The sequence below is a fragment of the Halomonas sp. M4R1S46 genome, assembly GCF_025725685.1.
In the GTDB taxonomy this organism is placed as follows: Bacteria; Pseudomonadota; Gammaproteobacteria; order Pseudomonadales; family Halomonadaceae; genus Halomonas.
The window spans coordinates 2,682,486-2,707,203 of record NZ_CP107008.1 but is presented as its reverse complement, the minus strand read 5'-3'; the positions used below and the strand labels follow the sequence as shown (position 1 = coordinate 2,707,203).

The 24,718-nt window shown below is 71.7% G+C and carries 21 protein-coding genes; 10 read left to right on the top strand and 11 right to left on the bottom strand.

The annotated features are described in order from the left end of the window. Positions 1-8: 8 nt before the first annotated feature. From OCT48_RS12685 to OCT48_RS12675, 3 genes are all read right to left on the bottom strand, one after another. Entirely contained in the window at positions 9-1,031 is a 1,023-nt protein-coding gene (locus OCT48_RS12685; RefSeq protein ID WP_263589500.1) for a lysylphosphatidylglycerol synthase transmembrane domain-containing protein, read from the bottom strand. Then, on the bottom strand, positions 1,024-2,142 hold the full coding sequence (locus OCT48_RS12680) for a glycosyltransferase (RefSeq protein WP_263589499.1): 1,119 nt from the start codon (positions 2,140-2,142) through the stop codon (positions 1,024-1,026). The genes OCT48_RS12685 and OCT48_RS12680 overlap by 8 nt, the downstream gene beginning before the upstream one ends. 167 nt (positions 2,143-2,309) lie before the next feature. Next, the gene (locus tag OCT48_RS12675; RefSeq protein ID WP_263589498.1) at positions 2,310-4,250 is read right to left on the bottom strand and encodes an exoribonuclease II; all 1,941 of its coding nucleotides are present in this window, start codon (positions 4,248-4,250) and stop codon (positions 2,310-2,312) included. Positions 4,251-4,506: 256 nt separating this feature from the next. On the opposite strand from OCT48_RS12675, the gene OCT48_RS12670 reads away from it, so the two are divergent. The 7 genes from OCT48_RS12670 (at position 4,507) to OCT48_RS12640 (ending at position 14,468) form a co-directional block, all read left to right on the top strand. Further along, on the top strand, positions 4,507-5,241 hold the full coding sequence (locus tag OCT48_RS12670) for a GntR family transcriptional regulator (protein ID WP_263589497.1): 735 nt from the start codon (positions 4,507-4,509) through the stop codon (positions 5,239-5,241). Between the two features lie 11 nt (positions 5,242-5,252). Beyond that, on the top strand, positions 5,253-6,371 hold the full coding sequence (gene nagA, locus OCT48_RS12665) for an N-acetylglucosamine-6-phosphate deacetylase (RefSeq protein WP_263589496.1): 1,119 nt from the start codon (positions 5,253-5,255) through the stop codon (positions 6,369-6,371). Further along, the gene (locus OCT48_RS12660; RefSeq protein ID WP_263589495.1) at positions 6,355-7,374 is read left to right on the top strand and encodes an SIS domain-containing protein; all 1,020 of its coding nucleotides are present in this window, start codon (positions 6,355-6,357) and stop codon (positions 7,372-7,374) included. The genes nagA and OCT48_RS12660 overlap by 17 nt, the downstream gene beginning before the upstream one ends. Positions 7,375-7,707: 333 nt before the next feature. Beyond that, positions 7,708-10,245 carry a phosphoenolpyruvate--protein phosphotransferase gene (gene ptsP, locus OCT48_RS12655; protein ID WP_263589494.1) on the top strand — a complete coding sequence of 846 codons (2,538 nt, stop codon included), beginning with the start codon at positions 7,708-7,710 and terminating at the stop codon, positions 10,243-10,245. Next, a complete protein-coding gene (nagE, locus tag OCT48_RS12650; protein ID WP_263589493.1) occupies positions 10,242-11,939 on the top strand; it encodes an N-acetylglucosamine-specific PTS transporter subunit IIBC in 1,698 nt (565 codons plus the stop codon). Before ptsP ends, nagE begins: the two co-directional genes overlap by 4 nt. Before the next feature lie 350 nt (positions 11,940-12,289). After that, positions 12,290-13,087, top strand: coding sequence for an HAD family hydrolase (locus OCT48_RS12645; protein WP_263589492.1), 798 nt, complete (start codon positions 12,290-12,292; stop codon positions 13,085-13,087). A 193-nt stretch (positions 13,088-13,280) separates the two neighbouring features. Then, entirely contained in the window at positions 13,281-14,468 is a 1,188-nt protein-coding gene (locus tag OCT48_RS12640) for an AGE family epimerase/isomerase (protein WP_263589491.1), read from the top strand. 11 nt (positions 14,469-14,479) lie between these two features. On the opposite strand, the gene OCT48_RS12635 is transcribed toward OCT48_RS12640, so the two are convergent. The 7 genes from OCT48_RS12635 to OCT48_RS12605 form a co-directional block, all read right to left on the bottom strand. Beyond that, positions 14,480-14,920 (bottom strand): universal stress protein, encoded by a 441-nt coding sequence (locus tag OCT48_RS12635; RefSeq protein ID WP_263589490.1) that lies wholly within the window; start codon positions 14,918-14,920, stop codon positions 14,480-14,482. A gap of 87 nt (positions 14,921-15,007) precedes the next feature. Further along, positions 15,008-15,448: a universal stress protein gene (locus OCT48_RS12630; RefSeq protein WP_263589489.1), complete on the bottom strand. Its 441-nt coding sequence runs from the start codon at positions 15,446-15,448 to the stop codon at positions 15,008-15,010. Between the two features lie 73 nt (positions 15,449-15,521). Beyond that, entirely contained in the window at positions 15,522-16,571 is a 1,050-nt protein-coding gene (locus OCT48_RS12625) for a TIGR01620 family protein (RefSeq protein ID WP_263589488.1), read from the bottom strand. Further along, positions 16,568-17,956: a YcjX family protein gene (locus tag OCT48_RS12620; RefSeq protein WP_263589487.1), complete on the bottom strand. Its 1,389-nt coding sequence runs from the start codon at positions 17,954-17,956 to the stop codon at positions 16,568-16,570. Before OCT48_RS12620 ends, OCT48_RS12625 begins: the two co-directional genes overlap by 4 nt. Positions 17,957-17,978: 22 nt before the next feature. Beyond that, the gene (locus OCT48_RS12615) at positions 17,979-19,160 is read right to left on the bottom strand and encodes an MFS transporter (RefSeq protein ID WP_263589486.1); all 1,182 of its coding nucleotides are present in this window, start codon (positions 19,158-19,160) and stop codon (positions 17,979-17,981) included. A gap of 142 nt (positions 19,161-19,302) precedes the next feature. Then, positions 19,303-20,898: a solute:sodium symporter family transporter gene (locus OCT48_RS12610; protein WP_263589485.1), complete on the bottom strand. Its 1,596-nt coding sequence runs from the start codon at positions 20,896-20,898 to the stop codon at positions 19,303-19,305. A gap of 135 nt (positions 20,899-21,033) precedes the next feature. Further along, positions 21,034-21,252, bottom strand: a complete 219-nt coding sequence (locus tag OCT48_RS12605; RefSeq protein WP_263589484.1) for a hypothetical protein — start codon at positions 21,250-21,252, stop codon at positions 21,034-21,036. A gap of 106 nt (positions 21,253-21,358) precedes the next feature. Here OCT48_RS12605 and OCT48_RS12600 point away from each other — a divergent pair, with 106 nt between their 5' ends. The 3 genes from OCT48_RS12600 (at position 21,359) to OCT48_RS12590 (ending at position 23,366) form a co-directional block, all read left to right on the top strand. Then, positions 21,359-21,907 carry a DUF924 family protein gene (locus tag OCT48_RS12600; protein ID WP_263589483.1) on the top strand — a complete coding sequence of 183 codons (549 nt, stop codon included), beginning with the start codon at positions 21,359-21,361 and terminating at the stop codon, positions 21,905-21,907. A gap of 50 nt (positions 21,908-21,957) precedes the next feature. Further along, positions 21,958-22,200, top strand: coding sequence for a GlsB/YeaQ/YmgE family stress response membrane protein (locus OCT48_RS12595; RefSeq protein WP_263589482.1), 243 nt, complete (start codon positions 21,958-21,960; stop codon positions 22,198-22,200). Between the two features lie 92 nt (positions 22,201-22,292). Continuing rightward, a complete protein-coding gene (locus OCT48_RS12590; protein ID WP_263589481.1) occupies positions 22,293-23,366 on the top strand; it encodes an ion channel in 1,074 nt (357 codons plus the stop codon). A 51-nt stretch (positions 23,367-23,417) separates the two neighbouring features. On the opposite strand, the gene gabT is transcribed toward OCT48_RS12590, so the two are convergent. Then, positions 23,418-24,716: a 4-aminobutyrate--2-oxoglutarate transaminase gene (gabT, locus tag OCT48_RS12585; protein WP_263589480.1), complete on the bottom strand. Its 1,299-nt coding sequence runs from the start codon at positions 24,714-24,716 to the stop codon at positions 23,418-23,420. Positions 24,717-24,718 lie beyond the last annotated feature (2 nt).

Genomic DNA, 24,718 nt, shown 5'->3' with positions numbered 1-24,718 from the left:
GGAGCGGGTCAGGCGGGACGCCGCGTGCTGGCCCGATCCCGCCGCCTCAGGGCCGTACCGACCATGGCCAGGAAGACCGGCGCCCCGGCCAGCAGGTAGACGTGATAGGTGACGAAGCGCCACACCACCACGGCGGCCCCCGCCGTGGCCGGGCCCACCCATGGCATCAGCAGCATGCCGGTGCCGAGTTCCGCCGCTCCCGCGCCCCCCGGCAGCAGGCTCAACTGGCCGGCGGCCATGGCCAGCATCTGCACCAGGAAGGTCCAGGCCCAGCCGACCTCGGCCCCGAGGCCGGCCAGGGCCAGGTAGAGCAGGCTGTAGCGCAACAGCCAGTGGCCGGCACAGCACAGCATGACCAGCGCCAGGGTATGGCGCGGCAGGCGCAGGGTGGCCAGCAGGGCGTGACGGAAGCGCAGCAGGCGTCGCGTCAGCCAGGGTCCCCGGTGACACGGCGCGCGACGCAGCGGCGCCCGACGCAACAACCCCGACAGGCGGTGGATCAGCAGTGCCAGGCCCGCCAGCAGCACGGCCAGGCCGGCGATGGCCGCCCCCAGCAGCCCCGGATGGGGCCAGCTCGCGGCCTGCCACAGCGATCCCGCGGCCAGCCCGACCAGGGCCAGCAGGAAGAACAGCAGGTCGCAGCACTGGTCGGCCATGAACACCGCCGAGCCCCGGGCGGGGGGCAGCCCGCGCCGGGCCAGCAGCACCAGCAGCGTCGCCGGGCCGCCACTGCCGCCGGGCGTGGCGCAGAGCGCGAACTCGCTGGCCATCACCATGCCCAGCGCCCGGCGCTGGCCCAGGCGCCCGGCCCGCCCGGCGAGCAGCAGGCGCAGGCGCAGGGCATTGAGGTTCCAGCCCAGCGCGACCATGCCCAGCATCAGGGCCAGCAGTGGGGCGGGGAAGACGCGCAGCGCCGTCAGGCTCTCGGGGCCGCCGATCAGCACGGGCACCACCAGCGCCAGGACCAGGGCCAGTGCCAGCCATCCCGCGCGCGCCCCGAGGCGCGTCGGCCGCGGGAACCCCTCAGCCATGCCGCGCCTGGCCGGCGGTCGCCACTGCCGGGGTCAGCTCACCATAGTGGTCCAGCAGGCCATCGATGACCGTGTCCCAGCGGAAGCGCCGCTCGACGTGGCGCCGGGCGTGGCGCCCGCTGGCCGCCACGTCGTTGAGGAACAGCTCCTCCACGGCGCGCGCCATGTCCTCCGCCGCGAGGGGCTCGCAGAGCCGCCCGGCGCCCAACGGCACGTTCTCGATCAGCGCCCCGGCCCGGGCCGCCACCACCGGCAGGCCACAGGCCATGGCCTCCAGTACCACCAGGCCGAAGGTTTCGCGGGTCCCGGCATGCAGCATGGCGTCGGCGCTGGCCAACGCCCGGGCCACTTCCCGCCGGTCGCAGTAGCGCGATACCACGCTGACGTTGTCGGGCACCCGGGCGGGCATGCCCGGACCCATCAGCAGCAGGTGGTAGGGCCGGCCCAGGCGCTGCATCACCCGTAGCAGCACGTCCACGTGCTTCTCCCGGGAGTTGCGTCCGGCGAAGACCAGCAACCGGGTGTTCTCGGCGAGCCCCAGCGAGGCCCGCCACGCCGGGTCGGCACGGTCGGGGTGGAAGGTCGTGAGGTCGACGCCCAGCGGCTGCACCCGCACCCGCTCGACGCCCCAGCCGGCGAGCCGTTCGGCCAGGGTTCGGCAGGGGGCCAGCACGCTGTCGAAGCGGCCGTAGAGATCGGCCACGTAGCGCTGCAGGCGGCGGCGCACGCCGGCGCCGAAGCGGTCGCCCATCAGCCGCGGCAGGTCGGAATGGTAGAAGCCCACCACCGGCACGCCCAGGGCCTGGCCGGCGTCCAGGGCCGCCCAGGCGGTGACGTAGGGGTCGCCGGCCTCGATCAGGTCGGGGGCGAGCCCGACCAGGGCCTCGCGCCAGGGGGCGCGACGCAGCGGGAAACGGTAGCCCTGGCCCAGCGGCAGCCGCAGGGCGGGCAAGGCAAGCATGTCGCCCAGGCTGTCGCGCTCGGCGCCGGGAACCAGCAGGCTGGTGCGCAGGCCGGGCCGGCTGGCGAGGCTTTGCTGCTTGGCCTGGAGGTAGGTGCGCACGCCGCCGCTCGAGGGGGCGTGGAACATGGTGACGTCGGCGATATGCAAGGGGTCCCTCCCGCGCGGGCCGGTGGTTCAGCCACCAGGCTACGCTCCCTTTGCGACAGTTCGACGACAGCCCGAACGCAAGACGGCGGCCCGCCGGCCGCCGTTCATGGAGTGACAAGCTGTCTCGGGGACAGGCCCCGAGGCTCGACTCGCCGGATGCTTCAGGTTCAGTCGACCGGGCGGCCGACCAGCGAGCGGGTCGCCTCGCGGGCCTCGGTCAGCGCGACCCGCAGGTGATCGCCGAGCTTGAAGCGCTCCTCGCCCTCGATCTGGATGCGGCCTTCCTTGTCGTCGATCACCACCTTGTCGCGGTCGCTGTGCATCAGCGGCGCCGGGATGAAGGCGGTGGCGCCGTTGGCGGTCAGGCGGACCCGCATGCCGCCGCGATTGATGGCGATGATCTCGGCATCGAAGGCCTCGCCGGCCTCGGCGGACGGGCTCAGGTAGCGCACATAGAGCCAGTCCTTGACGTCGCGCTCGGCCATGCGGTTGAGCCGCCGGCGTTCGGTGAGCTGCTCGGTGAGCGCCTGGCTGGCCTCGGCCGGGGCCTGTTCGCCCTTGAGTACCCGCTTGATCAGCCGGTGGTTGACCATGTCGCCGTACTTGCGGATCGGCGAGGTCCAGGTGGCGTAGGCCTCGAGGCCCAGGCCGAAGTGGGGGCCGGGGCGCGCGGACATGCTGGTGAAGCCCTGGAAGCGGCGCAGGCGCGCGTCCAGCCAGGCGTCATCGCGCCCCTCGAGCTCGCGCTTGAGCTCCCGGTAGCGGGGCAGCTCGGTGAGCGCCTCGGGGGCCACCGCGATGTCCTGGGCGGTGAGGAACTCGTGGGCGGCCTCGGCCTTCTCCGGCTCGAAGGCGCGGTGGACGTTGAAGATGCCGTGGCCCACGTGCTCGGCCAGCAGGTGCGCGCAGCAGGCGTTGGCCGCGATCATCGACTCCTCGATCATGCGGTTGGCGATGCGCCGCTCCTCGGTACGGATGTCCAGCACGTTGCCCGCCTCGTCCAGGTCGAAGACATAGTCGGGACGGTCCTTGAACACCAGGGCGTGCCGGGCCCGCCAGTCGGCCCTGGCCTCGGTGAGCGCGGCCAGGGCCTTGAGCTGCTCGCCGACGGCGTCGCTCGGCGCCCAGTCGCCCTGGCCCTCGAGCCAGTCGGAGACGCGGTCATAGACCAGCTTGGCATGCGAGCGGGCGGTGGCGGCGAAGAAGCGGTAGTCGCCGAGGCCGCCATCGGCCTCGATGTCCAGGCGGCAGGCCAGCACCGGGCGGTCCCGGTCCTCCCACAGCGAGCAGAGGTCGTCGGCCAGCTGCTCGGGCAGCATGGTCACGTTCTGGCCCGGCAGGTAGACGGTGAAGGCGCGGGTGCGGGCCTCCAGGTCGGCGGCGTGGCCTTCCTCCACATAGGCGGTGGGGTCGGCGATGGCCACGGTCAGGCGCCAGCCGCCCTCGGCGCGCGGCTCGATGCGCAGGGCATCGTCCATGTCCCGGGTCTTCTCGCCGTCGATGGTGAAGAAGGGCTCGGCGGTCAGGTCCTCGCGCTCGAGACCCTCGTCGCGCAGCGGCCAGTCATCGCCGGCATCGGGGCATTCCTGCTCCAGGGCATGGCGGGCCAGGGTCACGCGCCACGGCACGGCCGGGTCGTCGGTCTTGGCCACCAGCTCGTCGATCTGGGTGAAGAAGGCGCGGTCGTCGGGCTTGAGGGGATGGCGCACCAGTCGGGCCACCACCCAGTCGCCCTCGCCGATGCTCGCCTCGTCGAGGCTGCGCTTGATGCGCGCCTTGAGGACGTTGTTCACCGAGGGGTGGTCGGGGATCACCGCCAGGCGCCCGTCGCGCTTCTGCACGCGGGCGATGAAGCGTTCCATGCCGGTCTCGACCAGGGTGTCGGGCTCCACCGACGTCTTCTCGCCTTCCTCGTGGAGGACGGCCCCGACGCGGTCGCCGTGGAGGACCTGCTTCATGGCGGGGGGCGGCACGAAGTAGGACTCGCCGTCGTCGGTCTCGAGGAAACCGAAGCCGCGGTCGGTGGCCTTGATGACTCCCTCGACGCGGGGCGTGTTGTCGCGGATCTGTTGCTTGAGCTGAGCAAGCACCGAGTTGTTCTGCAGCATGGTCACGATCGATTGGCGGAGTAGGGGGGCCACTATACGGATTCCGCCAGCCTGCGCCAATCGGGGGACGCGCCCGTTTCGTCAGCCCCCGTCACCCCGTCACCCCGGCGCCCCGGGACGTCGCGGATGTCGATTCCGGCGATGGTCGGGCCGCGCCCGACGCTGCCCTTCGACCAAGGTCGAGGCTAATTGGTATTTGATTGGTATTTCATGTGGTCTATATTGGTATTGTCACGATCCTGGAAGAGGTTCCCCGATGGATGATCGCCTGCAGCAGCTGCGTCTCGACGCCACCCTCTCCACGCCGCTCTACCACCAGTTGGCCAGCCGGCTGGAGCAGGCCATCGAGGCCGGGGCCTGGCAGGCGGGGGAGGCGCTGCCCTCCGAGCGCGCCCTGGCCGAGACCCTGGACGTCTCGCGGATCACCGCCCGCAAGGCCCTGGACCGGCTGGCGGAGTTGGGCCTGATCCGCCGGACACGGGGCTCGGGCACCTTCATCACGCCGCGGCTCAACCAGCCGCTCACCCGCCTGGTCAGCTTCACCGAGATGCTCACCCAGCGCGGCTTCACGCCACGCTCGCACTGGCTGTCACGGCGCCTGGCCGCGCCCACCGCCGAGGAGAGCCTGCGCCTGGGGCTCGGCGGCGACGCCCGCGTCGCCCGGCTCAAGCGACTGCGCCTGGCCGATGGGGTGGTGATGGCGGTGGAGGAGAGCTGCCTGCCCGAGACGATCCTCGGCGATCCCGAGGCGGTGGAGGCCTCGCTCTACGCGACGCTCGAGGCCATCGGCCGGCCGATCGCCCGGGCCCTGCAGCATGTCAGCGCGGTCAATGCCGGCGTCGAGCTGGCGCGGCTGGCCGAGGTGCCCGAGGGCCAGGCGCTGCTCGAGGTCACCCGCCTGGGGTACCTGGCCGACGGCACCCCGGCGGAGCTGACCGTCACCTACTGCCGCACCGACTACTACGACTTCATCGTCGAGCTCACCCGTTAGACGGAGGCCCCATGCTCCACGGCAACATCCTCACTCCCGACGGCTGGCGGCACGGCGAGCTCAAGTGCCGCGACGGCCATATCACGGCGCTGCCCGATGCGCCGGTGGATCCCGCCGACAACGACGCGCCGTGCATCCTGCCCGGTTTCATCGACCTGCACGTCCACGGCGGCGGCGGGGCCGACGTCATGGAGGGCGGCGAGGCCCTGGCCACCGTGGCCCGCACCCACGCGCGCTTCGGCACCACCAGCCTGCTGGCGACCACCATGACCGCGCCGGACGCCGAGATCCGCCGCGTGCTCGGCGAGATCGGCGCCTACCTCGAGGCGCCCGAGGCGCTGGCCAGCCGGGTGCTGGGCGTCCACCTGGAGGGGCCCTACCTCAACCCCGGCAAGCTCGGCGCCCAGCCGTCCCATGCCCGGCCCGGGGGAATCGAGGAGGTCGAGGCCCTGAGTCGCCTGGCCCCGATCCGCCTGCTCACCCTGGCCCCGGAGCTGGCCGGCCACCACGCGTTGATCCGCTGGCTCAGCGACCGGGGCGTGCGGGTGCAGCTCGGCCACACCCTGGGCAGCTACGAGGACGGGGTGGCGGCACTGGAGCATGGCGCCTGCGGCTTCACCCACCTGTTCAACGCCATGACCGGGTTGCATCACCGCAAGCCCGGCATGGTCGGGGCGGCCCTGGCTCACGCCGAGTATGCCGAGCTGATCCCCGACCTGCTGCACGTGCATCCCGGCGCGATCCGCACCGCGCTGCGCTGCATCCCCCGGCTGTATGCCGTGACCGATTCCACCGCGGCGGCGGGCATGCCCGACGGCGAGTACCGCCTCGGCGAGCAGGCCGTCACCAAGTGCCTGGGCGGCGTGCGCCTGGCCGACGGCACCCTGGCCGGCAGCACCCTGACCATGGACCAGGCGCTGCGCAACCTGGTGAGCCTCGGCCTGACGCTGGCCGAGGCCTCCGACCGACTGTCGCGCTTCCCCGCCGACTTCCTGGGGCGGCAGGACATCGGGCGGCTGGCGCCGGGCGCGCGCGCCGACCTGGTGGTGCTGGACCCTGACCTCAACCTGCGGGCCGTGCATGTGGCAGGCCGACGCGTCGAAGGAGATTCCCATGTCACTGATGCTTGAAGAGGCACGCAATGCCCCGGAGCGAATCCGCGGCCAGCTGCAGCGCAACGCCGAGGCCCTGGCGGCCCTCGGTGCCCGCCTGCGCGAGGCGCCCCCCCACGGCGCCATGACCGTGGCCCGGGGCAGTTCCGACCATGCGGCGACCTATCTGGCCTATCTGGTCATGAAGCACCTGGGCATCCCGGTCGCCTCCCTGCCGCCGTCGCTCGCCACCCTGGCCGAGGCCCCCTGGCGGCTGGCCGGGCAGCTGGCGGTGGCGATTTCCCAGTCGGGGCAGAGCCCGGACCTGGTCGCCGCCCAGCGTGCCCTGGCCGGCGGCGGGGCCCGGACCCTGGCGCTGGTCAACACCCCCGAGTCGCCGCTGGGCGCGGCCAGCGACGACGAGCTGCCGCTCTACGCCGGCGAGGAGCGCAGCGTGGCGGCCACCAAGAGCTACCTGGCCACGCTGTCCGCCGCCGCCCAGCTGGTCGCCGGCTGGGGGCCCGACCGCGCCCTGGGCGAGGCCCTGGCGGGGCTGCCCGAACGCCTGACCCGGGCCGGGGAGCAGGACTGGTCGCCGGCCATCGAGGCGCTGGTCGGGGTCGAGCGGATGATGGTGATCGGCCGCGGCGCGGGCCTGGCGGTGGCCCAGGAGGCGGCCCTCAAGTTCAAGGAAACCTGTGCCATCCAGGCCGAGCCGTTCAGCGGCGCCGAGGTCCGCCACGGTCCCATGGCGCTGATCGAGGCCGGCTACCCGGTGCTGGTGTTCGCGCCGCCTGGCGCCGAGCAGGCGGGCCTGCTCGAGCTGGCCGACTGGCTGGAAGGCATCGGGGCGAGAGTGCTGCTGGCCGCCGATGCAGGCGTCGCCAAGCGCCGGCTGACCCTGACCGATGCCGGTCACGACGACCTGCAGCCGCTGTCGGTGATCCAGAGCTTCTACGGCATGGCGGCGGGGCTGGCCGAGGCCCGGGGCAGCGACCCGGACCGGCCGCGCCACCTGCGCAAGGTCACCCGCACCCTCTAGAAGTTCCTTTCCAAGTGCCGGCGATGATGAGCGCCGGGGGCAAGACGAAGCGAGGGGCTTTTGCCATGGACGAGGCGGAAGGAGAAGAACATCCAGCGAATGTTCTTCCCGCCGAGCGGGTTGGCCAGGATGGCCAACCCAGGTCCTGCAAGCGGCGCAGGATGCTTTAGTGCCGCAGGGCAAGAGTAGCGCCCAGGGAAGGGTTTACAGCGCCCTCGCGATGGTCCGGCACTCCGGGGCTTGGCGCCGGAAGAGCCCATCTCTCGTCGACTTGTTGAAAGAAGTCTTAAGCGTCTGTTGTGGACTCACAAAAACAACCTCATGGAGACTTCCATGCCTACCCCTTCCCTGACATTGCTGGCGCCGGTCGAGGGCGTCGTGCTGCCCCTGGCCGAGGTGCCAGACCCCGTCTTCGCCGAGCGGACCCTGGGCGAGGGCATCGCCCTGGATCCCCTGGGCGACACCCTGCATGCCCCCTGCGATGGCGAGGTGGTGCAGTGTGCCCGCACCCGCCATGCCCTGACCCTGCGCACCGCCGAGGGCGTCGAGCTGTTGCTGCACCTGGGCCTCGACACCGTGGCGCTGGACGGCGAGGGGATCGAGCTCTGGGTGGCGACCGGCGACCGGGTGACCACCGGCCAGCCGTTGTGCCGCTTCGATCCGGACCTCCTGGCCCGTCGGGCCACGGCCTTGATTACCCCCCTGGTGGTCACGGCCTCCTCCGGCTTTCGCCTGGCGCCGGCAAGCCTGGCCGCCGGCGCCCGGGTGGCACGGGGCGAGCCGCTGCTGACCCTGGTGGCCGAGGAAGGGCGCCCGACGCCGGCCGCGGCCGAGGGGCCGGACCGCTCCCGGGAGGTGCGCCTGGCGCTGGCCGCCGGCCTGCATGCGCGCCCGGCGGCCCGGCTGCGCGCCATCGCCCGCGACCGGGCGGTGACCCTGACGGTGACCTCCGCCGCCGGCCGCGCCGATGCCGACAGCCTGAGCGCGCTGATGAATCTGGGGCTCTGCGAGGGCGACCGCCTGACCCTGCAGGCCCGGGGCGACGCCGCCGAGGCGGCGCTGGACGCGGTCGAGGCCCTGCTGACCACCCCGGAGCGGGAGGCGTCGGCCCCCGCGCCGGCGGCACCGCCCCCGGTGGCAGGGGAGGGCCAGCTCGCCGGCCTGGTGGCGAGCGCCGGCCTGGCGGTCGGCCCCCTGGTGCCCGTGACGGCGTCTTTGCCCCGGGTGCCCCGGGACGGGGCGGGAGCCGAGGTGGAGGCGCCGCGGCTCGACCGCGCCCTGGCCCGGGTCGCCGACCATCTGGAGGCTGCCCGGCGGGCGGCCGAGGCGGCCGGCCAGGACGCCGAGGCGGAAGTCTTCGCCGCCCACCAGGCCTGGTTGGCGGACCCCGACCTGCGCGACGCCGCCGGGGCGCGCCTGGCGGCCGGCCGCAGTCCCGGCCAGGCCTGGCGTGAGGCCCTGGACGACGAGGCCGCGCGGCTGGCCGCCAGCGGCAATGCGCTGCTCGCCGGGCGGGTCGCCGACCTGCGCGACCTGCAGCGCCGGGTGATGGCCGAGTTCGCCGAAGCCGCGGAGGAGGGCGCCGACCTCCCCGAGGGCGCCATCCTGCTCGCCGACGACCTGACGCCCTCGCAGTTCGTGTCCCTCGCCGCCCGAGCCCCGGCGGGGCTCTGCCTCGCCGCGGGAGGCACCACCTCCCACGTGGCGATCCTGGCCCGGGCCCGCGGGATTCCCTGCCTGGTGGCCATGGGGGAGGCCCTGATGGGGCTGGCCGGCGAGCGTGCGGTACTCGACGCCGCGGCCGGCGTGCTGGAGCCGGCCCCCGATGCCGCGCGCCTGGCCCAGGTCGAGGCGGCCGTCGCCGAGCGCGCCGGTCGCGAGGCCCGGGAGCGGGAGGCCGCCCATGCCCCCGCCGTCACCCGGGACGGCCGCGAGGTGGAGGTGGGGGCCAACATCGGCTCCGCCGACGAGGCCCGGCTGGCCGCCGAGGCCGGCGCCGACGGCATCGGCCTGATGCGCAGCGAGTTCTTGTTCCTCGCCCGCGAGGCCGCCCCCGACGAGGAGGACCAGCATCGCGAGTACCAGACCGCGGTGGACGCCCTCGCCGGCAAGCCGGTGATCATCCGCACCCTGGATATCGGCGCCGACAAGCAGCTGCCCTACCTGCGCCTGCAGGCGGTCCCCAACCCCGCCCTCGGCGTGCGCGGGGCGCGCCTGTGGCAGAGCCATCCCGAGCTGCTCGATACCCAGCTGCGCGCCCTGCTGCGGGTCTCCGCCCCCGAACGGCTGCGCATCATGGTGCCGATGATCGCCGATGCCGGGGAGCTTGCCTGGGTGCGTGGCCGCCTCGAGGGCCTGGCCGAGTCCCTGGGCCTGACCCGGCTGCCGGCACTGGGCGCCATGATCGAGGTGCCGAGCGCGGCCCTCGGCGCCCGGCGGCTGGCCGTCGAGGCCGACTTCCTGTCCATCGGCACCAACGATCTCACCCAGTACACCCTGGCCATGGACCGCGAGGAGCCACGCCTGGCGGCGCGGGCCGACGTCCTCCATCCCGCCGTGCTGGCGCTGATCAAGGCCACCGTGGAAGGGGCCGCCGGGGCCTGTCCGGTGGGCGTCTGCGGTGCCGCCGCCGGCGATGACCTGGCGGGCCCGCTGCTGGTGGCCCTGGGCGTCGACGAGCTCTCCGTGGAGCCGGCCCGGGTGCCGTCGCTCAAGGCCGCCCTGCGCCGCCTGGACGCCGCCGCATTGGCCGAGACGCTCCCCGAGCTGCTGGCGCTCGACGACGCCGCGGCGGTGCGCCAGCGCCTGACGGCCTGGTTCGCCACGGACGCCACCATCCCAACGACACCCTGCGAGAGGATGCCCTCATGAGCACCACCCTCGGTTCCCGACTCATGGCCGGCCTGCAACATCTCGGCCGCTCCCTGATGCTGCCCATCGCCGTGCTGCCGGTCGCCGGCCTGCTGCTGCGCCTGGGCCAGCCGGACCTGCTCGACGTGCCCTTCATCGCCGAGGCGGGCAACGCCATCTTCGCCAACCTGGCGCTGATCTTCGCCATCGGCGTGGCGGTGGGCTTCGCCGACGACAACAACGGCGCCGCCGGGCTCGCCGGGGTGATCGGCTACCTGGTGCTGGAGGCGGTGCTGGCCTCCCTCAACCCCGAGATCGACATGGGGGTGCTGGCCGGGATCATCATCGGCAGCGTGGCGGGCCTGCTCTACAACCGCTACAAGGCCATCGCGCTGCCCGACTACCTGGCCTTCTTCGGCGGCCGGCGCTTCGTGCCCATCGCCACCGGGCTGGCCGCGGTGATGCTGGGAGTGGTCTTCGGCCTGGCCTGGCCGCCGGTGCAGCAGGGCATCGACGCCCTGGGCCAGTGGCTGATCGATGCCGGCGAGCTGGGGCTCTTCGTCTATGGCGCGCTGAACCGCCTGCTGATCGTCACCGGGCTGCATCACGTGCTCAACAGCCTGGTGTGGTTCGTGTTCGGCAGCTTCGAGGGGGCCAGCGGGGATCTCAACCGCTTCTTCGCCGGCGACCCCACGGCGGGAAGCTTCATGACCGGCTTCTTCCCGGTGATGATGTTCGGCCTGCCGGCGGCGGCCCTGGCCATGTACCACGCCGCGCCCCGGGGGCGGCGCGCCAGCGTGGGCGGCCTGCTGCTGTCGCTGGCGCTGACCGCCTTCCTCACCGGGGTGACCGAGCCCATCGAGTTCACCTTCATGTTCCTGGCGCCGCTGCTCTACCTGCTGCATGCGCTGCTCACTGGGGTGTCCATGGCGCTGATGCACTGGCTCGACGTCAAGCTGGGCTTCACCTTCTCCGCCGGGGCCTTCGACTACGCCCTGTCCTACGGGCTCTCGACCCACGGCTGGCGAATGATCCCGGTGGGCCTGGCCTACGCCGTCGTCTACTATGGCCTCTTCCGCTGGGCCATCACGCGCTTCGACCTGCCGACCCCGGGCCGCGAGCCGGCGAGCGAGGCCGCCGAGGCGACGCCCCAGCCTTCTGGCGAGCGGGGGCCGGCCTTCGTCGCCGCCCTGGGCGGGGCGGCCAACCTGGCCAGCGTCGGCGCCTGCACCACCCGGCTGCGCCTGGTGCTGGAGGATGCCACCGTCATCGACGAGCCCGCCCTCAAGGCCCTCGGGGCCCGCGGCATCCTGCGCCTGAGCGGTGGTGGTCTGCAGGTGATCCTCGGTCCCATCGCCGATGGCGTGGCCGACGAGATCCGCGCCGCCGTGACCGCCGAGGGCGTGACCGAGCCGAGCGACGCTTCGCCGGGCGACGCTGCCGAAACGGCCGTCGGCGCCGAGCCGGTACCAGTGCCGGATGCCGAGCGGGTCGGCCGTTGGCTCGAGGCGCTGGGCGGGGCGGACAACCTGCGTCGCCTGGAGGCCCTGGCCCACAGTCGGTTGCGCGTCGAGCTGGCCGACGAGGCTCGACTGGATGGCGCGGCCCTGGCGGCGCTGGGCTGCCAGGGGATCCAGGAGCTGGGCCGCGGCGTCCACCACCTGGTGGTCGGGCCCCAGGCGGGCGCCCTCGCGGCGGGCCTGGCCAAGGCCTGACGTCATCCCCCCCGGGCTACTGTAGTTCGTGTTTTCGCTCGGGGCTGATCCGTCGACAGGTCCCGGGGCGCCGGACCGACGAGGGGGCGCTGTGAACCCCTCCCTGGGCGCTACCGACGCCCTGCGGCGCTCTCGCATCCTGCTCCGCTTGCAGGACCGGTGCTGGCCATCCCTGGCCAGCCCGTTCGGAGCAGTGCTCCTCACCCCTGGCGTAGGCCCCCCTTCGACCTGTCCCCGGCGCCCCTCGACATGCCGAACTGAGATTGCCCTGGATGCCTCGCCCGGGTGGATGAGTCCGCCCGGGCGAAGCGGTAGACTGGGAGCACATACGCTTCCCGCACGGAGGGCCCATGGGGCCACACCTCATCGCCACCGACCTCGACGGCACCCTGCTCGGGGCGGACCACGCCCTGGCGGACGTCACCGTCGAGACCCTGCGGGCCCTGGCGGCCCGGGGCCACCATATCGCCCTGGCCTCGGGGCGCCACTACCGCGACATGCTGGCGTTTCGCGACCGCCTCGGTATCGCGGCCCATCTCGTCAGCACCAACGGCGCCTATACCCATGAACCCGACGGCACCCTGGTGGCCGCCCGCCACCTGCCCGCCGCGCTGGCCCGCACGCTGATCGCGCTGCCCCGGCCCGCCGGCGTGCGGCTCAACCTCTACCACGACCACGAGTGGGTGATCGACGCCGAGGCACCCGAGCTGCTGGCCCTGCACGCCCATACCGGCTTCGGCTACCGGGTCGTGCCGCCGGCGTCCCTGGACGGCGAGCGGGTGGGCAAGGTGCTGTATATCGGGGATCCCGAGACCCTGGACGGACTGGAGGCCGAGGCCCGCCGGCTGGCGGGGGAGACCCTGCATATCACCTATTCCACGGACAACTCCTTGGAGCTGATGGCCGCCGGGGTCAACAAGGGTACGGCCCTGGAGGCGCTGCTGGCGCGGCTCGACGTGCCGGCCGAGCGTTGCCTGGCCTTCGGCGACAACCTCAACGACACCGAGATGCTGGCCCTGGCGGGAGAGGCCCACATCACCGCCAACGGCCACCCGGCCCTGGATCACGCCGTCCCCGGGGCCCGGCGGATCGGCCATCACGACCAGGCCGCGGTGGCCCGGCTCCTGGCCGAGCGCTTCGCGCTCTGATCCCTTGCCACCTTGAGGGTACCGTCCGGCGCGGGTGGCCTCGCCATGCTGGGGCCACGCGGGGCGGACTGCCGGTGACCCGGGCCCTGCCGTGACCCGCCCCATGGCCGGGTAACACTTCGCAACGTCCCGGCATATTCCCGGGCCCGGCCGGTGGCGTAGGCTGGGAGTTTCCCCGACCCTCGGAGGCCCGATGAACGTCTACGACCCCGCCTTCCTCGACGCCCAGGTCCGCCGCACGATGGCCTTCTACCACCCGCGGGCCATCGACCCGCATGGCGGCTTCTTCCACTACCTGCTCGACGACGGCGAGATCCTCGACCGCCACCATCGTCACCTGGTCTCCAGCGCCCGCTACGTGGTCATCTATGCCCGCTTCGCCCGCCACGGTGGTGGCGAGGAGTATCGCCACTGGGCCCGCCACGGGCTGGCCTTCCTCGAGCGGGCCCACTTCCAGACCGCCACCCAGGGCTATGCCTGGACCCTGGACGGCGGGGTGGTCGAGGACGACACCCATCACTGCTATGGGCTGGCCTTCGTGCTGCTGGCCTATGCCGAGGCGCTGCGGGCCGGCATCGCCTCGGCCGGGGAGGGGCTCTATGCCACCCATCGCCTGCTGCAGAAACGCTTCTGGGAGCCGCGCTGGCAGCGCTTCGCCGACGAGGCCGACCGGCACTGGCGACTCGCCGAGTACCGCGGCCAGAACGCCAACATGCACGGCTGCGAGGCGCTGCTCGCCGCCTATGAGGCCACCGGCGACAGCGACTTTCTCGACCAGGCGATGGCCATCGCCCGGGCCATCATGGCGACCAATCGCGACCATCCCCATGGCTGGATCTGGGAGCACTACGATACCCAGTGGCGGCCCGACTGGGACTACAACCGCGACGACCCGGCGCACCTCTTCCGCCCCTGGGGCTACCAGGTCGGGCACCAGACCGAGTGGGCCAAGCTGCTGGTGATGCTCGATCGCCACCGGCCCGAGGCCTGGCTGGTGCCCACCGCCGAGCGGCTCTTCCTGTCCGGCGTGACCGCGGGCTGGGACCGCGAGCATGGCGGCCTGGTCTACGGCCTGGATCCGGCGGAGCGGGTCTGCGACGGCGACAAGTACTTCTGGGTGCAGGCCGAGAGCCTGGCGGCGGCGGCGCTGCTCGGCGCACGGACCGGCCGGGTCGTCTACTGGCGCTGGTACGAACGGCTCTGGGACTACAGCTGGCGCCACCTGATCGACCATCGTCATGGCGGCTGGTACCGCATCCTGACCCCGGACAACCGGCGCTACTCCGACGTGAAGAGCCCCGCGGGGAAGGTCGACTACCACACCATGGGGGCCTGCCATGACGTCATGGCGGCGCTGGCCCGGCACGATGTCTCGTCATAGCGCCAGGGCACTCAGTGCACGGTGATCACGCTGCACTCGGCGGCATGGCTGACCTTGTGGGAGACGCTGCCGGTGAGCAACCCGCGCAGGTCACTCAGCCCGCGGCTGCCCATGAGGATGGCATCGACGTCCCGGTCCTTGGCCACCTCGAGGATAGTGCGGGTGGGGTCGCCCTGACGGATCAGCATCTCGACATGGGGCGCACCCAGGTCGCGTGCCTCCTCGGCGGCCTTCTCGACCATCTGCTGCGCCTGGCGGGACCGCTCCTCCCGCGAGGCCTCGACCGCCTGGGTCCCCACGCCCCAGACCAGCGGCGGGTTGTGGGGCAGGGCCTCGGGGATGTGCAGCAGCAGCAGGAAGACCTCCTGGTGGCGTGCCAGCTGGCAGGCCAGCGAGAGGGCCTTGCGCGCGTGGGGGGAGCCATCGATGGGGACCAGGATGGAGCGGAACATGGCAGACACCTCCTTGGCACGGGGACACCCGCCACCTCAGCCTGGTGACTGCGGCCGGCGGGGTCACCAGGCCGTGACGAGCGGGGCTCAGTGGATGGTGATCACGCGGCACTCGGCGCCATGGCTGACCTTGTGGGAGACGCTGCCCACCACCAGGCCCTTGAAGTCGCCGAGCCCGCGGCTGCCCATGACGATGGCATCCACCCCGCGCTGCCTGGCCTGATCGAGGATGTTCAGGGCGGGATTGCCCTTGCCGATCACCGTCTCGACGTCCTTGACGCCCAGCGCCTGGGCCTCCTCGCTGGCCTTGTCGAGCAGCTCCCGGCCGACCGTCTCGCGCTTCTCGAGGGTAGCCTCCATGGGCACCGCGCCGAGCCCCCACACCAGCAGGGGTTCGTGCTCCAGGGCCTCGGGAACGTGCAGCAGGACGAGTTGGCCGTCTTCCTGGCGGGCCAGCTTGCAGGCCACACAGAGGGCCAGGCGCGAGTGTTCCGAGCCGTCGATGGGGACGAGGATGGACTGGAACATGGGGAAGCTCCTTGCGTGTCGGTTGGGGTATCCTCCAGCCTAGCCGTCCTTGGCCTCGCCGTGGTGACCTGCATCAAGCTCCGGACCGCTCCGGCGGGGTCTCGAGGCGGCGCAGCCGGCCCCACAGCTCCCGGCGCAGGTCGGCGAGCCGCGGCCGGTCCGCCTCGGCGAAGGCCAGGGGGCGGGTCAGCCGCTGGGCCCGCAGGCCCAGCCGGGCTCCGAGCAGGCCGACCCCCAGCCCCTGGCCGGCCCGGGTCGACAGCCGGCCGGCCAGGTTCAGTGACAGCAGCTCCATGCCCGCCTCGCCGGCCATCTCGCTGGCCCCGGCGAAGGCCATGTCGCGCAGCACCTGGCGCAACAGGCGAAGGCGTGCCGCATAGCCCAGCTCGAGCCCGTAGAGCCGGCAGAGCCGGTCGATGAGCGCCAGGTGGCGCCAGGCCACCAGCGCCATGTCCACCAGGGTCAGCGGGCTGACCGCCACCATCACCGCCGTCTCGCCGCTCATCCGCGAGATCAGCCGGCGGGCCTCGCGGTCCCGGGGCGCGAGCAGGTGATGGGCCAGCAGGACCTGGATGTCGCCGCCGTCATGATGGGCCTCCCGGGCCGCGAGAAACCCCCGCCAGTGGGGATGGTCGTCGTCCAGGGACAGGCGCCGGCGCAGGGCCTGTGCCGTGGCCATGGCCTGGCGCGGGGAGGCCTCGGGCAGGGCGGCCAGGGCCTCGCGCAGTCGCTCGTGCCGGCGAAGCCGGCGCAGTCGCCACAACTCCCGTCCCAGGGCGCCGGCCCCGACGCCGATGGCTCCCAGGCCTACCAGGCTCCAGCCGAGCCCCAGCCAGTCATCCGCGGCCAGTGTCGTCGGCAGGGACAGGACCAGCTCCGCCGTGCCGAGGCCGAGCCCCGCGACCAGCAGCGCCAGCAGGCCCCAGCGACGACGCCGGGGGGCGGCCAGACTCTCGCTCATGGCCTGTTCGGCCTGGCCCGCCGGCGCGTCTGTCACGCTCAGGGGACGGCTGTCGTGATCCGGGGCGAAGGCCTGGCCGGGGGCCGGGGGTTCGGGCGCCGGGCGGTCCTCCAGGGTGAAGCGTCGACCGGGGCGGGGGTCGGTGTCGCGGGGCGCGGTCATTGCAGCTTGTCTCCGATCAGCCAGTCCAGGGCGGCGTCCATGCGGATGTGCGGCAGGGCGCCAGCGTCCCGGGGCAACGGGCGGAAGGCGGTGAAGGTGAAGCCCTGGCGGGCCCAGAAGTCGGCGTCGGGCAGGCGGCTCGGCACCTCGCCGGGAAACAGCAGGGCCTCCTCGCCCGCCAGGGTGATCCCGCGCAGGGCCGGCTGCCGCTGGCCCTGGTGATGGACCTCGCGGGCCTCGGTGGCGCGGATGGCGGCCAGCGACAGGGCGCGCACCGGCACGTTGGCGAAGTGCAGGTCCTTGAGCGGCTCGGCCAGCAGGGTCTCGATCAGCCCGGTCATCCGCGGGTGCTGCTCCGGGGTGACATGATCCGCCTTGGTGGCGGCGATGGCCAGGCGGTCGATGCGCGGAGCGAACAGCCGCGACAGCAGGCTGCGCCGGCCATAGTCGAAGCTCTGCATCAGCCGGCCCAGCGCTCGGGACAGGTCCTCGAAGCGTTCCGGGCCGGCATTCAGCGCGCCGAGGATATCCACCAGGACGATCTGGCGGTCGAAGTGGCGGAAGTGGTCCCGGTAGAAGGGCCGCACGATATGCTGCTGGTAGTGGCGGAAGCGTCGCGCCAGGGTGGCATAGAGACTCTCCGGCGGCAGCTGGGCCAGCTGCGCGGGATCGGCGTCGGCGATGCCCGGCAGGGGGAAGAACTGCAGTACCGGGGCCCCCTCGAGCTCGCCGGGCAGCAGGAAGCGGCCCGGCTGGAGGTCCGAGAAGCCGGCCTCCCGGGCCGCCCTGAGCCCCGCGGCATAGCGCTCGGCGATCTCGGCCAGGCGGCCCTCGTCGACCTCCTGGGCCGGGTCCAGGGTCGCCACCTCCCGCTGCCAGTCGGCGAAGAGGGCCTCACGGGCGTCGCCATGGCCGGTCTGGGATCGGCACCAGCTCGGGTAGTCGTGGCCCAGCAGCGGCAGGTCGAGCAGCCACTCGCCGGGATAGTCGAACAGGTCCAGGGTCAGGCGGCGGGTCTCGCCGCCCATCAGCCCGGGCCGCCGTGGCCGGTAGCGCAGTACCAGGCGCAGCTCGCTGATGCCCCGGGTGGGCTCGGGCCAGCGGGGCGGGCGGTCGTCCAGGGCCGACATGGCCCGGTCGAAGGGGAAACGGGGCACGCCGAGGTCGTGCTGCTCGACACGCCGGGCCCCGAGCAGGCGGCCGTCCCGGGCCGCCGGCAGCAGGTCCAGGCGGGCCTCGAGGCCGGCATGGCGCAGCTGGTTGACCAGCGAGGTGAGGAAGGCGGTCTTGCCCGAGCGCGACAGGCCGGTCACCGCCAGGCGCAGCTGGCGGTCCCGGCCGCGCTCCAGCAGGTCGTGCAGTTCCCGTGTCAGGGGTTGGCGCATGGCGTGGCGTCCGTGTCGGCGATCAGTGGGGGGTGATCTGGGGGCCCTGGCGGCGCATCACAAGGTGCCGCCAGGCCAGGGCCAGGACCGGCAGCAGGCACAGCGGCAGCAACATTGCGTTCAGGCGGCCCCAGCCCAGCGCGGTGACGAGCGGGCCGGCGAGCAGGGCGGTCAGGGTCACGGTGGTGAAGACCAGGAACTCGTTGGCGGCCTGGGTGCGCGCCTTCTCGGCGGGGCGATAGGCCTCGGTGAGCAGCCCGGTGGCCGGCAGGAAGGTGAAGTTCCAGCCCAGGCCGAGCAGGATCAGGCCGGCATGGAAGCCCCCGAGGCCGGCCTCGAGGTGGGCCACCAGGGCGCTGGCGACGAGCAGGGCGCAGCCGGCGAGGATCATGCGGCCGGGGCCGAAGCGGGCGGTGAGCCGACCGGTGACGAAGGAGGGCAGGAACATCGCCACCACGTGCCACTGGATGGTGGTGGCCACATGATCGAAGGCCAGGCCCGCCGCGGACATCGCCAGGGGCGTGGCGGTCATCGCCAGGTTCATCACCCCGTAGCCGATCAGCGCCGCCGTCACCGCGACGATGAAGGTCGGCTGGCGCAGGATCTCGCCGAGGGGCCGGGCTTCGCCCCCGCCATGGGTGCGCTCCGGCGGGGGCAGGCGGATCAGCGACAGCACGACCAGGGCCAGCAGGTAGAGGCCGCCGAGCCCCAGGAAGCTGCCCAGGAAGGGGACCTCGGCCAGTTCCCGGCTGTGCCGGGCCAGCCAGGGGCCGAAGAAGGCGGCCAGCACCCCGCCGCCCATCACCAGGCCGATGGCGCGGTCGCGCAGGCTGGCCGGCGCCGCCTCCACCGCCGCGAAGCGGTAGAGCTGACCGAAGCCGATGCCGATGCCGATCAGCCAGGTGGCCACCAGGAAGAGCAGGAAGCGTTCGCCGCTCAGGGCCTGTACCGCCAGGCCCACCCCGGCCAGCCCCAGCAGGTTGCCGAGCATGAAGCCGCGGCGCCGGCCCAGTCGGGCCATGATCAGCGAGGCCGGGATGGTGGCGCACATCAGGCCCAGCCACTGGGTCGCCACCGGCGCGGTGGACCAGGCGGGAGCGGGCGCCAGGGCGGCGCCGATCAGCGGCGATACGGCGATCAGCAGGATGTTGCCGCTGATCAGCAGGGCCTGGCACAGCGACAGCAGGGACACGGCGAGGGGCATGGGGCCTCCATGGCAGGGGGAGGCTCATGCTGGGGCTCCCCGACGGCTCGACCTTGAATCTTCCCACCGTGTCGCGAAGGGCGCAAACGCGACGCCCTGCCAGGGGGCAGGGCGTCGCAGGGGTCGGTCGGGCGGGGCGCGGTCAGCCGGCGAAGGCGACGTAGATCGCGACCACCAGGATCAGCAGCACGATGCCGGCCGGCACCGCGCCCTTCCAGGGCGTCAGGTCGACCGCGCCGCTGTCCTCGTGCACCCAGGGGGTCTCGCGGGGACGCAGTCTGCCGATGATCAGCATCACCGCCACCAGCAGCGCGAACACCAGGGCCACGAAGTGGAACTCGTGCATCACCACCGGCAGCTTGTCGAAGGGCGGGATGAAGTAGCCGGCGAAGATCAACAGACAGCCGCCGATCAGCGCGATCTTGGCCGCCATGGGCGGGACGCGGCGGGTCAGCAGGCCCACCACCACCACGGCGAGGATGGGGATGAAGTAGATGGCGTTCATCTTCTGCAGGTAGCTGAACAGGCTCTCCTGGCCCGCCAGCAGCGGGGCGATGGTCATGGCCGCGATCGCCATGATCCAGCCGAAGACCTTGCTCGAGCGCACCACCTGCGCGTCGCTGGCCTCCTTGTTGAGCACGGCCTTGTAGAGCCCCAGGCTGAACAGGGTGGTGGTGGAGTTCAGGGCCGAGTTGAACGACGAGAGGATGGCGCCGACCATCACCGCGGCGAAGAAGCCGGTGAGCGGCGCGGGCAGCACGTTGAACACCAGGTGGCCGTAGGCCTCGTCGGCCACGACGCCCTGATCCGCATAGAGGTGGTAGGCGATGATGCCGGGCAGCACCAGGTACAGCGGCCCGAGCAGCTTGAAGAAGCCGGTCAGCAGCACGCCCTTCTGGCCCTCGGCCAGGGTCCTGGCGGCGAAGGTCCGCTGGATGATCTGCTGGTTGGTGGTCCAGTAGAAGACGTTGATCAGGAAGACGCCGGTGAACAGGGTGAAGAAGGGCACCTGCTGGTCGGCCCGGCCGATGGAGTCGAGCTTGTCGGGGTTGGTTGCCTTGAGGATTTCCCAGCCGGCGATGACGCCGTTGCCGTCGCTGATCGCCTGGAGGCCGAAGTAGACGATCACGAAGCCGCCGGTCAGCAGGCCCACGCCGTTCAGGGTGTCGGAGACGGCCACGGTGCGCAGGCCGCCGAACAGGGCGTAGACCGCGCCGATGAGGCCGACGACCCAGACCGTGAGCCACAGCAGGGCGGTATCGGACTGGATGCCGGTCAGGCCGTGCAGGTCGAGCATGCCCTGCAGGCCCATGGCGCCGGAATAGAGGATGATCGGCAGCAGGATCACCGCATAGGCGATCAGGAAGATCACGTTGCAGATCAGCTGGGTGCCCCTGTCGAAGCGGATCTCCAGCAGTTGCGGCAGGGTGGCGATACCGCTCCGCAAGAAGCGCGGCAGGAAGAACAGCGCCAGCGCCACCAGGGCGATGACCGCCACCACCTCCCAGGCCATCACGCTCAGGCCGTCGCTGAAGGCCGAGCCGTTGAGCCCCACCATCTGCTCGGTGGAGAGGTTGGTCATCAGCAGGGAGCCGGCGATCAAGGGGAAGGTCAGGCTGCGTCCGGCGAGGAACATGCCGCCGGTGCTGGTGTGATCGTCGCGGCGGGTGATGCGCCAGGTAATGAAGGCGACCAGTCCCGTGAAGAACAGGAAGGAAGCGAGGGTCAGGGCATGCATATCGGAAAAATCCTTACATTTGGCGAAGAATTGCGGCGTCGTCCAATGAAGCGGCTATAATTTAAGTAAGTTTACAACGTTGACGGGGCAGTCTAGTGGACTGCCCCGTGCACGCTATACGCCTTTCGTCTAGCATCAAGGGGGTGGGACAACCCCCGTGGGGACGGGTTCGACCAGTCCCAGCAGTTGCACCAGGACCGGCGAGGCGGCGATCAGGAAGCCGAGGACGGCGAGCAGGCGGCCAACCAGCCGATGCCGCTCGCGCTTCGCCAGGGTCAGGCCGGCGATGCAGACCACCAGGCCGACGATGTTGAGGGCGTAGCCGAGCATCTGGAGGAGTTGATAGGCGGTCATGGGTCTCTTCAGGCGGTGAGTGAAGGGCGTGTCGCGACTGCAAGGCCGGGGATGATACCAGTCGGGACCCGCATGGGGCCCGTCTCGACAGGGAGGCTGCGACGCCATGGCCGGCAGGCAGGCAAAGACGGTACTCGACTTCTGGTTCGGCGCGCTCGCCCCGGGCCAGTGGTTCCGCAAGGACCCCGAACTCGATGCCGAGATCGCCCGGCGCTTCGCCGCCACCCTGGCGGCGGCACGCCGGGGGGAGTTCTGGGCGTGGCGCCGCTCGCCCCGCGGTCGGCTGGCCGAGGTGCTCGTCCTCGACCAGTTCTCGCGCCATATCCATCGCGATACCGGCGAGGCCTTCGCCGCCGATCCAATGGCCCTGGTGCTGGCCCAGGAAGCGGTGGCCCGGGGCGACGATGCCGAACTCTCCGTCCACGAGCGGGCCTTCCTCTATATGCCCTACATGCACAGTGAATCGCTGGTCATCCACGAGGAGGCGCTACACCTGTTCGACCAGCCGGGCCTCGAGGACAGCCTGCGCTTCGCGCATCGGCATCGGGAGATCCTCTCTCGCTTCGGCCGCTATCCCCATCGCAACGCCATGCTGGGACGCCCTTCCACGCCGGAGGAGCTGGCCTTCCTGGAACGTCCGGGGTCTTCCTTCTGACCGCGAGTCCGGGCACCATCCAGGGATCACCAACCGGAAAGGAGAACGGCATGGGCATCATCGCCTGGTTGATCATCGGCGGCCTGGCAGGCTGGATCGCCGGCCATATCATGCGCGGCGGCGGCTTCGGCCTGCTGGGCAATATCGGGGTGGGGGTCGTCGGCGCAGTGGTCGGCGGTGGCCTCTTCAGCCTCCTCGGCCTCCAGGCCGGGGGCTTCATCGGCTCGCTGGTCACCGCCGTGGTGGGGGCCGTGGTGCTGCTCTGGGTGATCGCCAAGGTCAAGAAGGCCTGACGCGTCGTCGGCGACCCGCCCGCCGGGCGAGCGCGGGCGGGTCTCGCCGTTCACCGGCCATGGGTCGGTGAGGGCATCACCACGAGGATCGCATGTACCTACTCAAACGGATCAGCACGGCCCTGATGCGCGGCATCGCCGACATGGGCTGGGGGCTGCTCGGGCTGTTGCTGATCGCCTACCTGCTGCTCGCCTACGCGGGCCTGTCAGTCACCGGCGAGCAGGCGCTGGTCGCCTCCCCCACGGCCTTCCTCTACTACATGATCGTGACGGTCTCCACCGTGGGCTACGGCGACGCCTCGCCGGTGACCCCGGCCGGGCAGCTGATGGTCGCGCTCTTCATCATCCCGGCCGGGGTCGGGCTATTCGCTACCCTGCTCGGCAAGGCCTCGGCCTCCGTCATCTCCCAGTTCACCAGGCGCCTCTACGGAGAGCAATCGATCATGCAGCAGGATCACATCGTCATCGTCGGCTTCAACGCCTATACCGAATCGCTGGTCGCGCAGGTCCGTGAAGAGGCCCGGGAAGGGCAGCTGCTGGCGCTCTGCGTGGACGAGGCCGCGCCGGCCAAGAACCCCTTCCTCGAACAGGGGGTAGAGTACTTCCGGGCCGCCAGCCTGAGCGACGAGACCCTCTACGAGCGGGCCTCGGTCAAGGATGCCGCCCTGGTGGTGGTCGACGTGGAGGACGACAGCGAGACCAACCTGGTGTGCATGCACCTGGCGGCCATCGTCGCCGAGCGCTGCATCATCACTGCCTACGTGAAGAACCAGATGGTGGGGCGCCTGCTCGAGACCCATTGCCCCAAGGTCAACGTGATTCCCTCGCTCCACCAGAAGATGCTGGTGAAGGCCGCGATCGATCCGGGCAGCGAGGAGGTGCTGCGCCAGCTGGTCGATGTCGACCAGGCGCAGACCCAGTATTCGACCCGGCTCGACGGCGTGACGGGTCCGCTGCGGGTCGACCGGCTGGCCGGTCGGCTGCGCGCGCGCTGTCGTGCTGCGTTGATCGCCATTCGTCAGGCGGGGGAGCTGCATCCGACCCTGAACCCCGACGACGATGCCCTGGTGCACCCGGGGGACGAGGTCTTCTACATCGCGGGACGGCGCATCGGCGTGACGGAAATGGCCGAGCACCTGGCCGGCGGGGAGCCGGACGCGCCCTGAGCGCATCCGGCCGTGTGAGCCAGGCCCGGGGCGAGGCCCCGGGCACGGGGATCAGGCGCTGGCGGCGCTCTTGCTGCCCACCAGTTCCTCGAGGGACTCCTCGATGATGGCCAGGCCTTCCTCGAGGATCTCGTCCTCGATGGTGATCGGCATCAGGAAGCGGATGGTGTTGCCGTAGAGTCCGCAGGACAGCAGGATCAGCCCCTTCTCGCGGGCCTTCTTGCACAGGGCGCCGGCCAGGTCCGCATCCGGGGTGTGGTTGGCCTTGTCGGCGACCAGGTCGATGGCCGCCATGGCGCCCATGTTGCGGGCATTGTCGACGCAGGTGAAGTCCCGCTGCCACGTCGCGAAGCGCTGGGCCAGCTTGTCGCCCAGTGCCTGGCTCTTCTCGAGGATGCCTTCCTGCTCGAAGACCTCGAGAACCGCCAGGGTGGCGGCACAGGAGACCGGGCTGCCGGTGTAGGTGCCGCCCAGCGAGTTGCCGCCGGAGGCATCCATGTGCTTGTCGGTGCCCACCACGGCGGAGATCGGCATGCCGTCGGCCATGCTCTTGGCCATGGCGATGATGTCCGGTTCCACGCCGCTGTGCTCGATGGCGAACATCTTGCCGGTGCGCCCGAAGCCGGACTGCACCTCGTCGACGATCATCAGCATGCCGTGCTCGTCGCAGAGCTCGCGGATCGCCTTGAGGAAGCTGGCCGGCGCCGGGTAGAAGCCGCCCTCGCCGAGCACCGGCTCGAGCACGATCGCCGCGGTGTCCCTGGGGTTGGCATCGGTCTTCAGGGCCATCTTCAGGCCGCGCAGCGCCTCGTCCTCGCTGACGCCGTGGTAGGGCACCGGGTAGGGCGCGCGGAAGACGTTGCCCGGCATGCTGCCGAAGTCGGTGGCGTAGGGGGCGACCTTGCCGTTCATGGCCATGGTCATGAAGGTTCGGCCGTGGTAGCCGCCGTCGAAGCAGATGACGTTGTTCTTGCCGGTGGCCGCGCGGGCGACCTTGACCGCGTTCTCCAGGGCCTCGGCCCCGGAGTTGGCCAGCATCACCTTGGCATGGCCGCGCACCGGGGTGACCTGACTGAGCTTCTCGGCCACCTTCACGTAGCCCTCGTAGGGCATCACCGTCTGGCAGGTGTGCATCACGCGGTCGAGCTGGTCCTTGACCGCCTGGACCACCTTGGGATGGCGATGGCCGATGTTGAGCACCCCGATGCCGCCGGCGAAGTCGATGATGCGATTGCCGTCGGCATCCCAGATCAGGGCATTCTCGGCTCGGTCGGCAAACTGGGTGGCCGGGCTCGCGGCGCCGCTGGCGACATAGCGCTGCTTGAGCTCGTTGAGTTGGGCGTTGGTCATGA

What these genes read in the sequence shown, in the direction of transcription:
- OCT48_RS12685 (WP_263589500.1), bottom strand. Translation starts at nt 1,031, where the DNA reads ATGGCTGAGGGGTTCCCGCGGCCGACGCGCCTCGGGGCGCGCGCGGGA.
- OCT48_RS12675 (WP_263589498.1), bottom strand. Translation starts at nt 4,250, where the DNA reads ATGCTGCAGAACAACTCGGTGCTTGCTCAGCTCAAGCAACAGATCCGC.
- OCT48_RS12670 (WP_263589497.1), top strand. Translation starts at nt 4,507, where the DNA reads ATGGATGATCGCCTGCAGCAGCTGCGTCTCGACGCCACCCTCTCCACG.
- nagA (WP_263589496.1), top strand. Translation starts at nt 5,253, where the DNA reads ATGCTCCACGGCAACATCCTCACTCCCGACGGCTGGCGGCACGGCGAG.
- OCT48_RS12660 (WP_263589495.1), top strand. Translation starts at nt 6,355, where the DNA reads ATGTCACTGATGCTTGAAGAGGCACGCAATGCCCCGGAGCGAATCCGC.
- ptsP (WP_263589494.1), top strand. Translation starts at nt 7,708, where the DNA reads ATGCCTACCCCTTCCCTGACATTGCTGGCGCCGGTCGAGGGCGTCGTG.
- nagE (WP_263589493.1), top strand. Translation starts at nt 10,242, where the DNA reads ATGAGCACCACCCTCGGTTCCCGACTCATGGCCGGCCTGCAACATCTC.
- OCT48_RS12645 (WP_263589492.1), top strand. Translation starts at nt 12,290, where the DNA reads ATGGGGCCACACCTCATCGCCACCGACCTCGACGGCACCCTGCTCGGG.
- OCT48_RS12640 (WP_263589491.1), top strand. Translation starts at nt 13,281, where the DNA reads ATGAACGTCTACGACCCCGCCTTCCTCGACGCCCAGGTCCGCCGCACG.
- OCT48_RS12635 (WP_263589490.1), bottom strand. Translation starts at nt 14,920, where the DNA reads ATGTTCCGCTCCATCCTGGTCCCCATCGATGGCTCCCCCCACGCGCGC.
- OCT48_RS12630 (WP_263589489.1), bottom strand. Translation starts at nt 15,448, where the DNA reads ATGTTCCAGTCCATCCTCGTCCCCATCGACGGCTCGGAACACTCGCGC.
- OCT48_RS12625 (WP_263589488.1), bottom strand. Translation starts at nt 16,571, where the DNA reads ATGACCGCGCCCCGCGACACCGACCCCCGCCCCGGTCGACGCTTCACC.
- OCT48_RS12620 (WP_263589487.1), bottom strand. Translation starts at nt 17,956, where the DNA reads ATGCGCCAACCCCTGACACGGGAACTGCACGACCTGCTGGAGCGCGGC.
- OCT48_RS12615 (WP_263589486.1), bottom strand. Translation starts at nt 19,160, where the DNA reads ATGCCCCTCGCCGTGTCCCTGCTGTCGCTGTGCCAGGCCCTGCTGATC.
- OCT48_RS12610 (WP_263589485.1), bottom strand. Translation starts at nt 20,898, where the DNA reads ATGCATGCCCTGACCCTCGCTTCCTTCCTGTTCTTCACGGGACTGGTC.
- OCT48_RS12605 (WP_263589484.1), bottom strand. Translation starts at nt 21,252, where the DNA reads ATGACCGCCTATCAACTCCTCCAGATGCTCGGCTACGCCCTCAACATC.
- OCT48_RS12600 (WP_263589483.1), top strand. Translation starts at nt 21,359, where the DNA reads ATGGCCGGCAGGCAGGCAAAGACGGTACTCGACTTCTGGTTCGGCGCG.
- OCT48_RS12595 (WP_263589482.1), top strand. Translation starts at nt 21,958, where the DNA reads ATGGGCATCATCGCCTGGTTGATCATCGGCGGCCTGGCAGGCTGGATC.
- OCT48_RS12590 (WP_263589481.1), top strand. Translation starts at nt 22,293, where the DNA reads ATGTACCTACTCAAACGGATCAGCACGGCCCTGATGCGCGGCATCGCC.
- gabT (WP_263589480.1), bottom strand. Translation starts at nt 24,716, where the DNA reads ATGACCAACGCCCAACTCAACGAGCTCAAGCAGCGCTATGTCGCCAGC.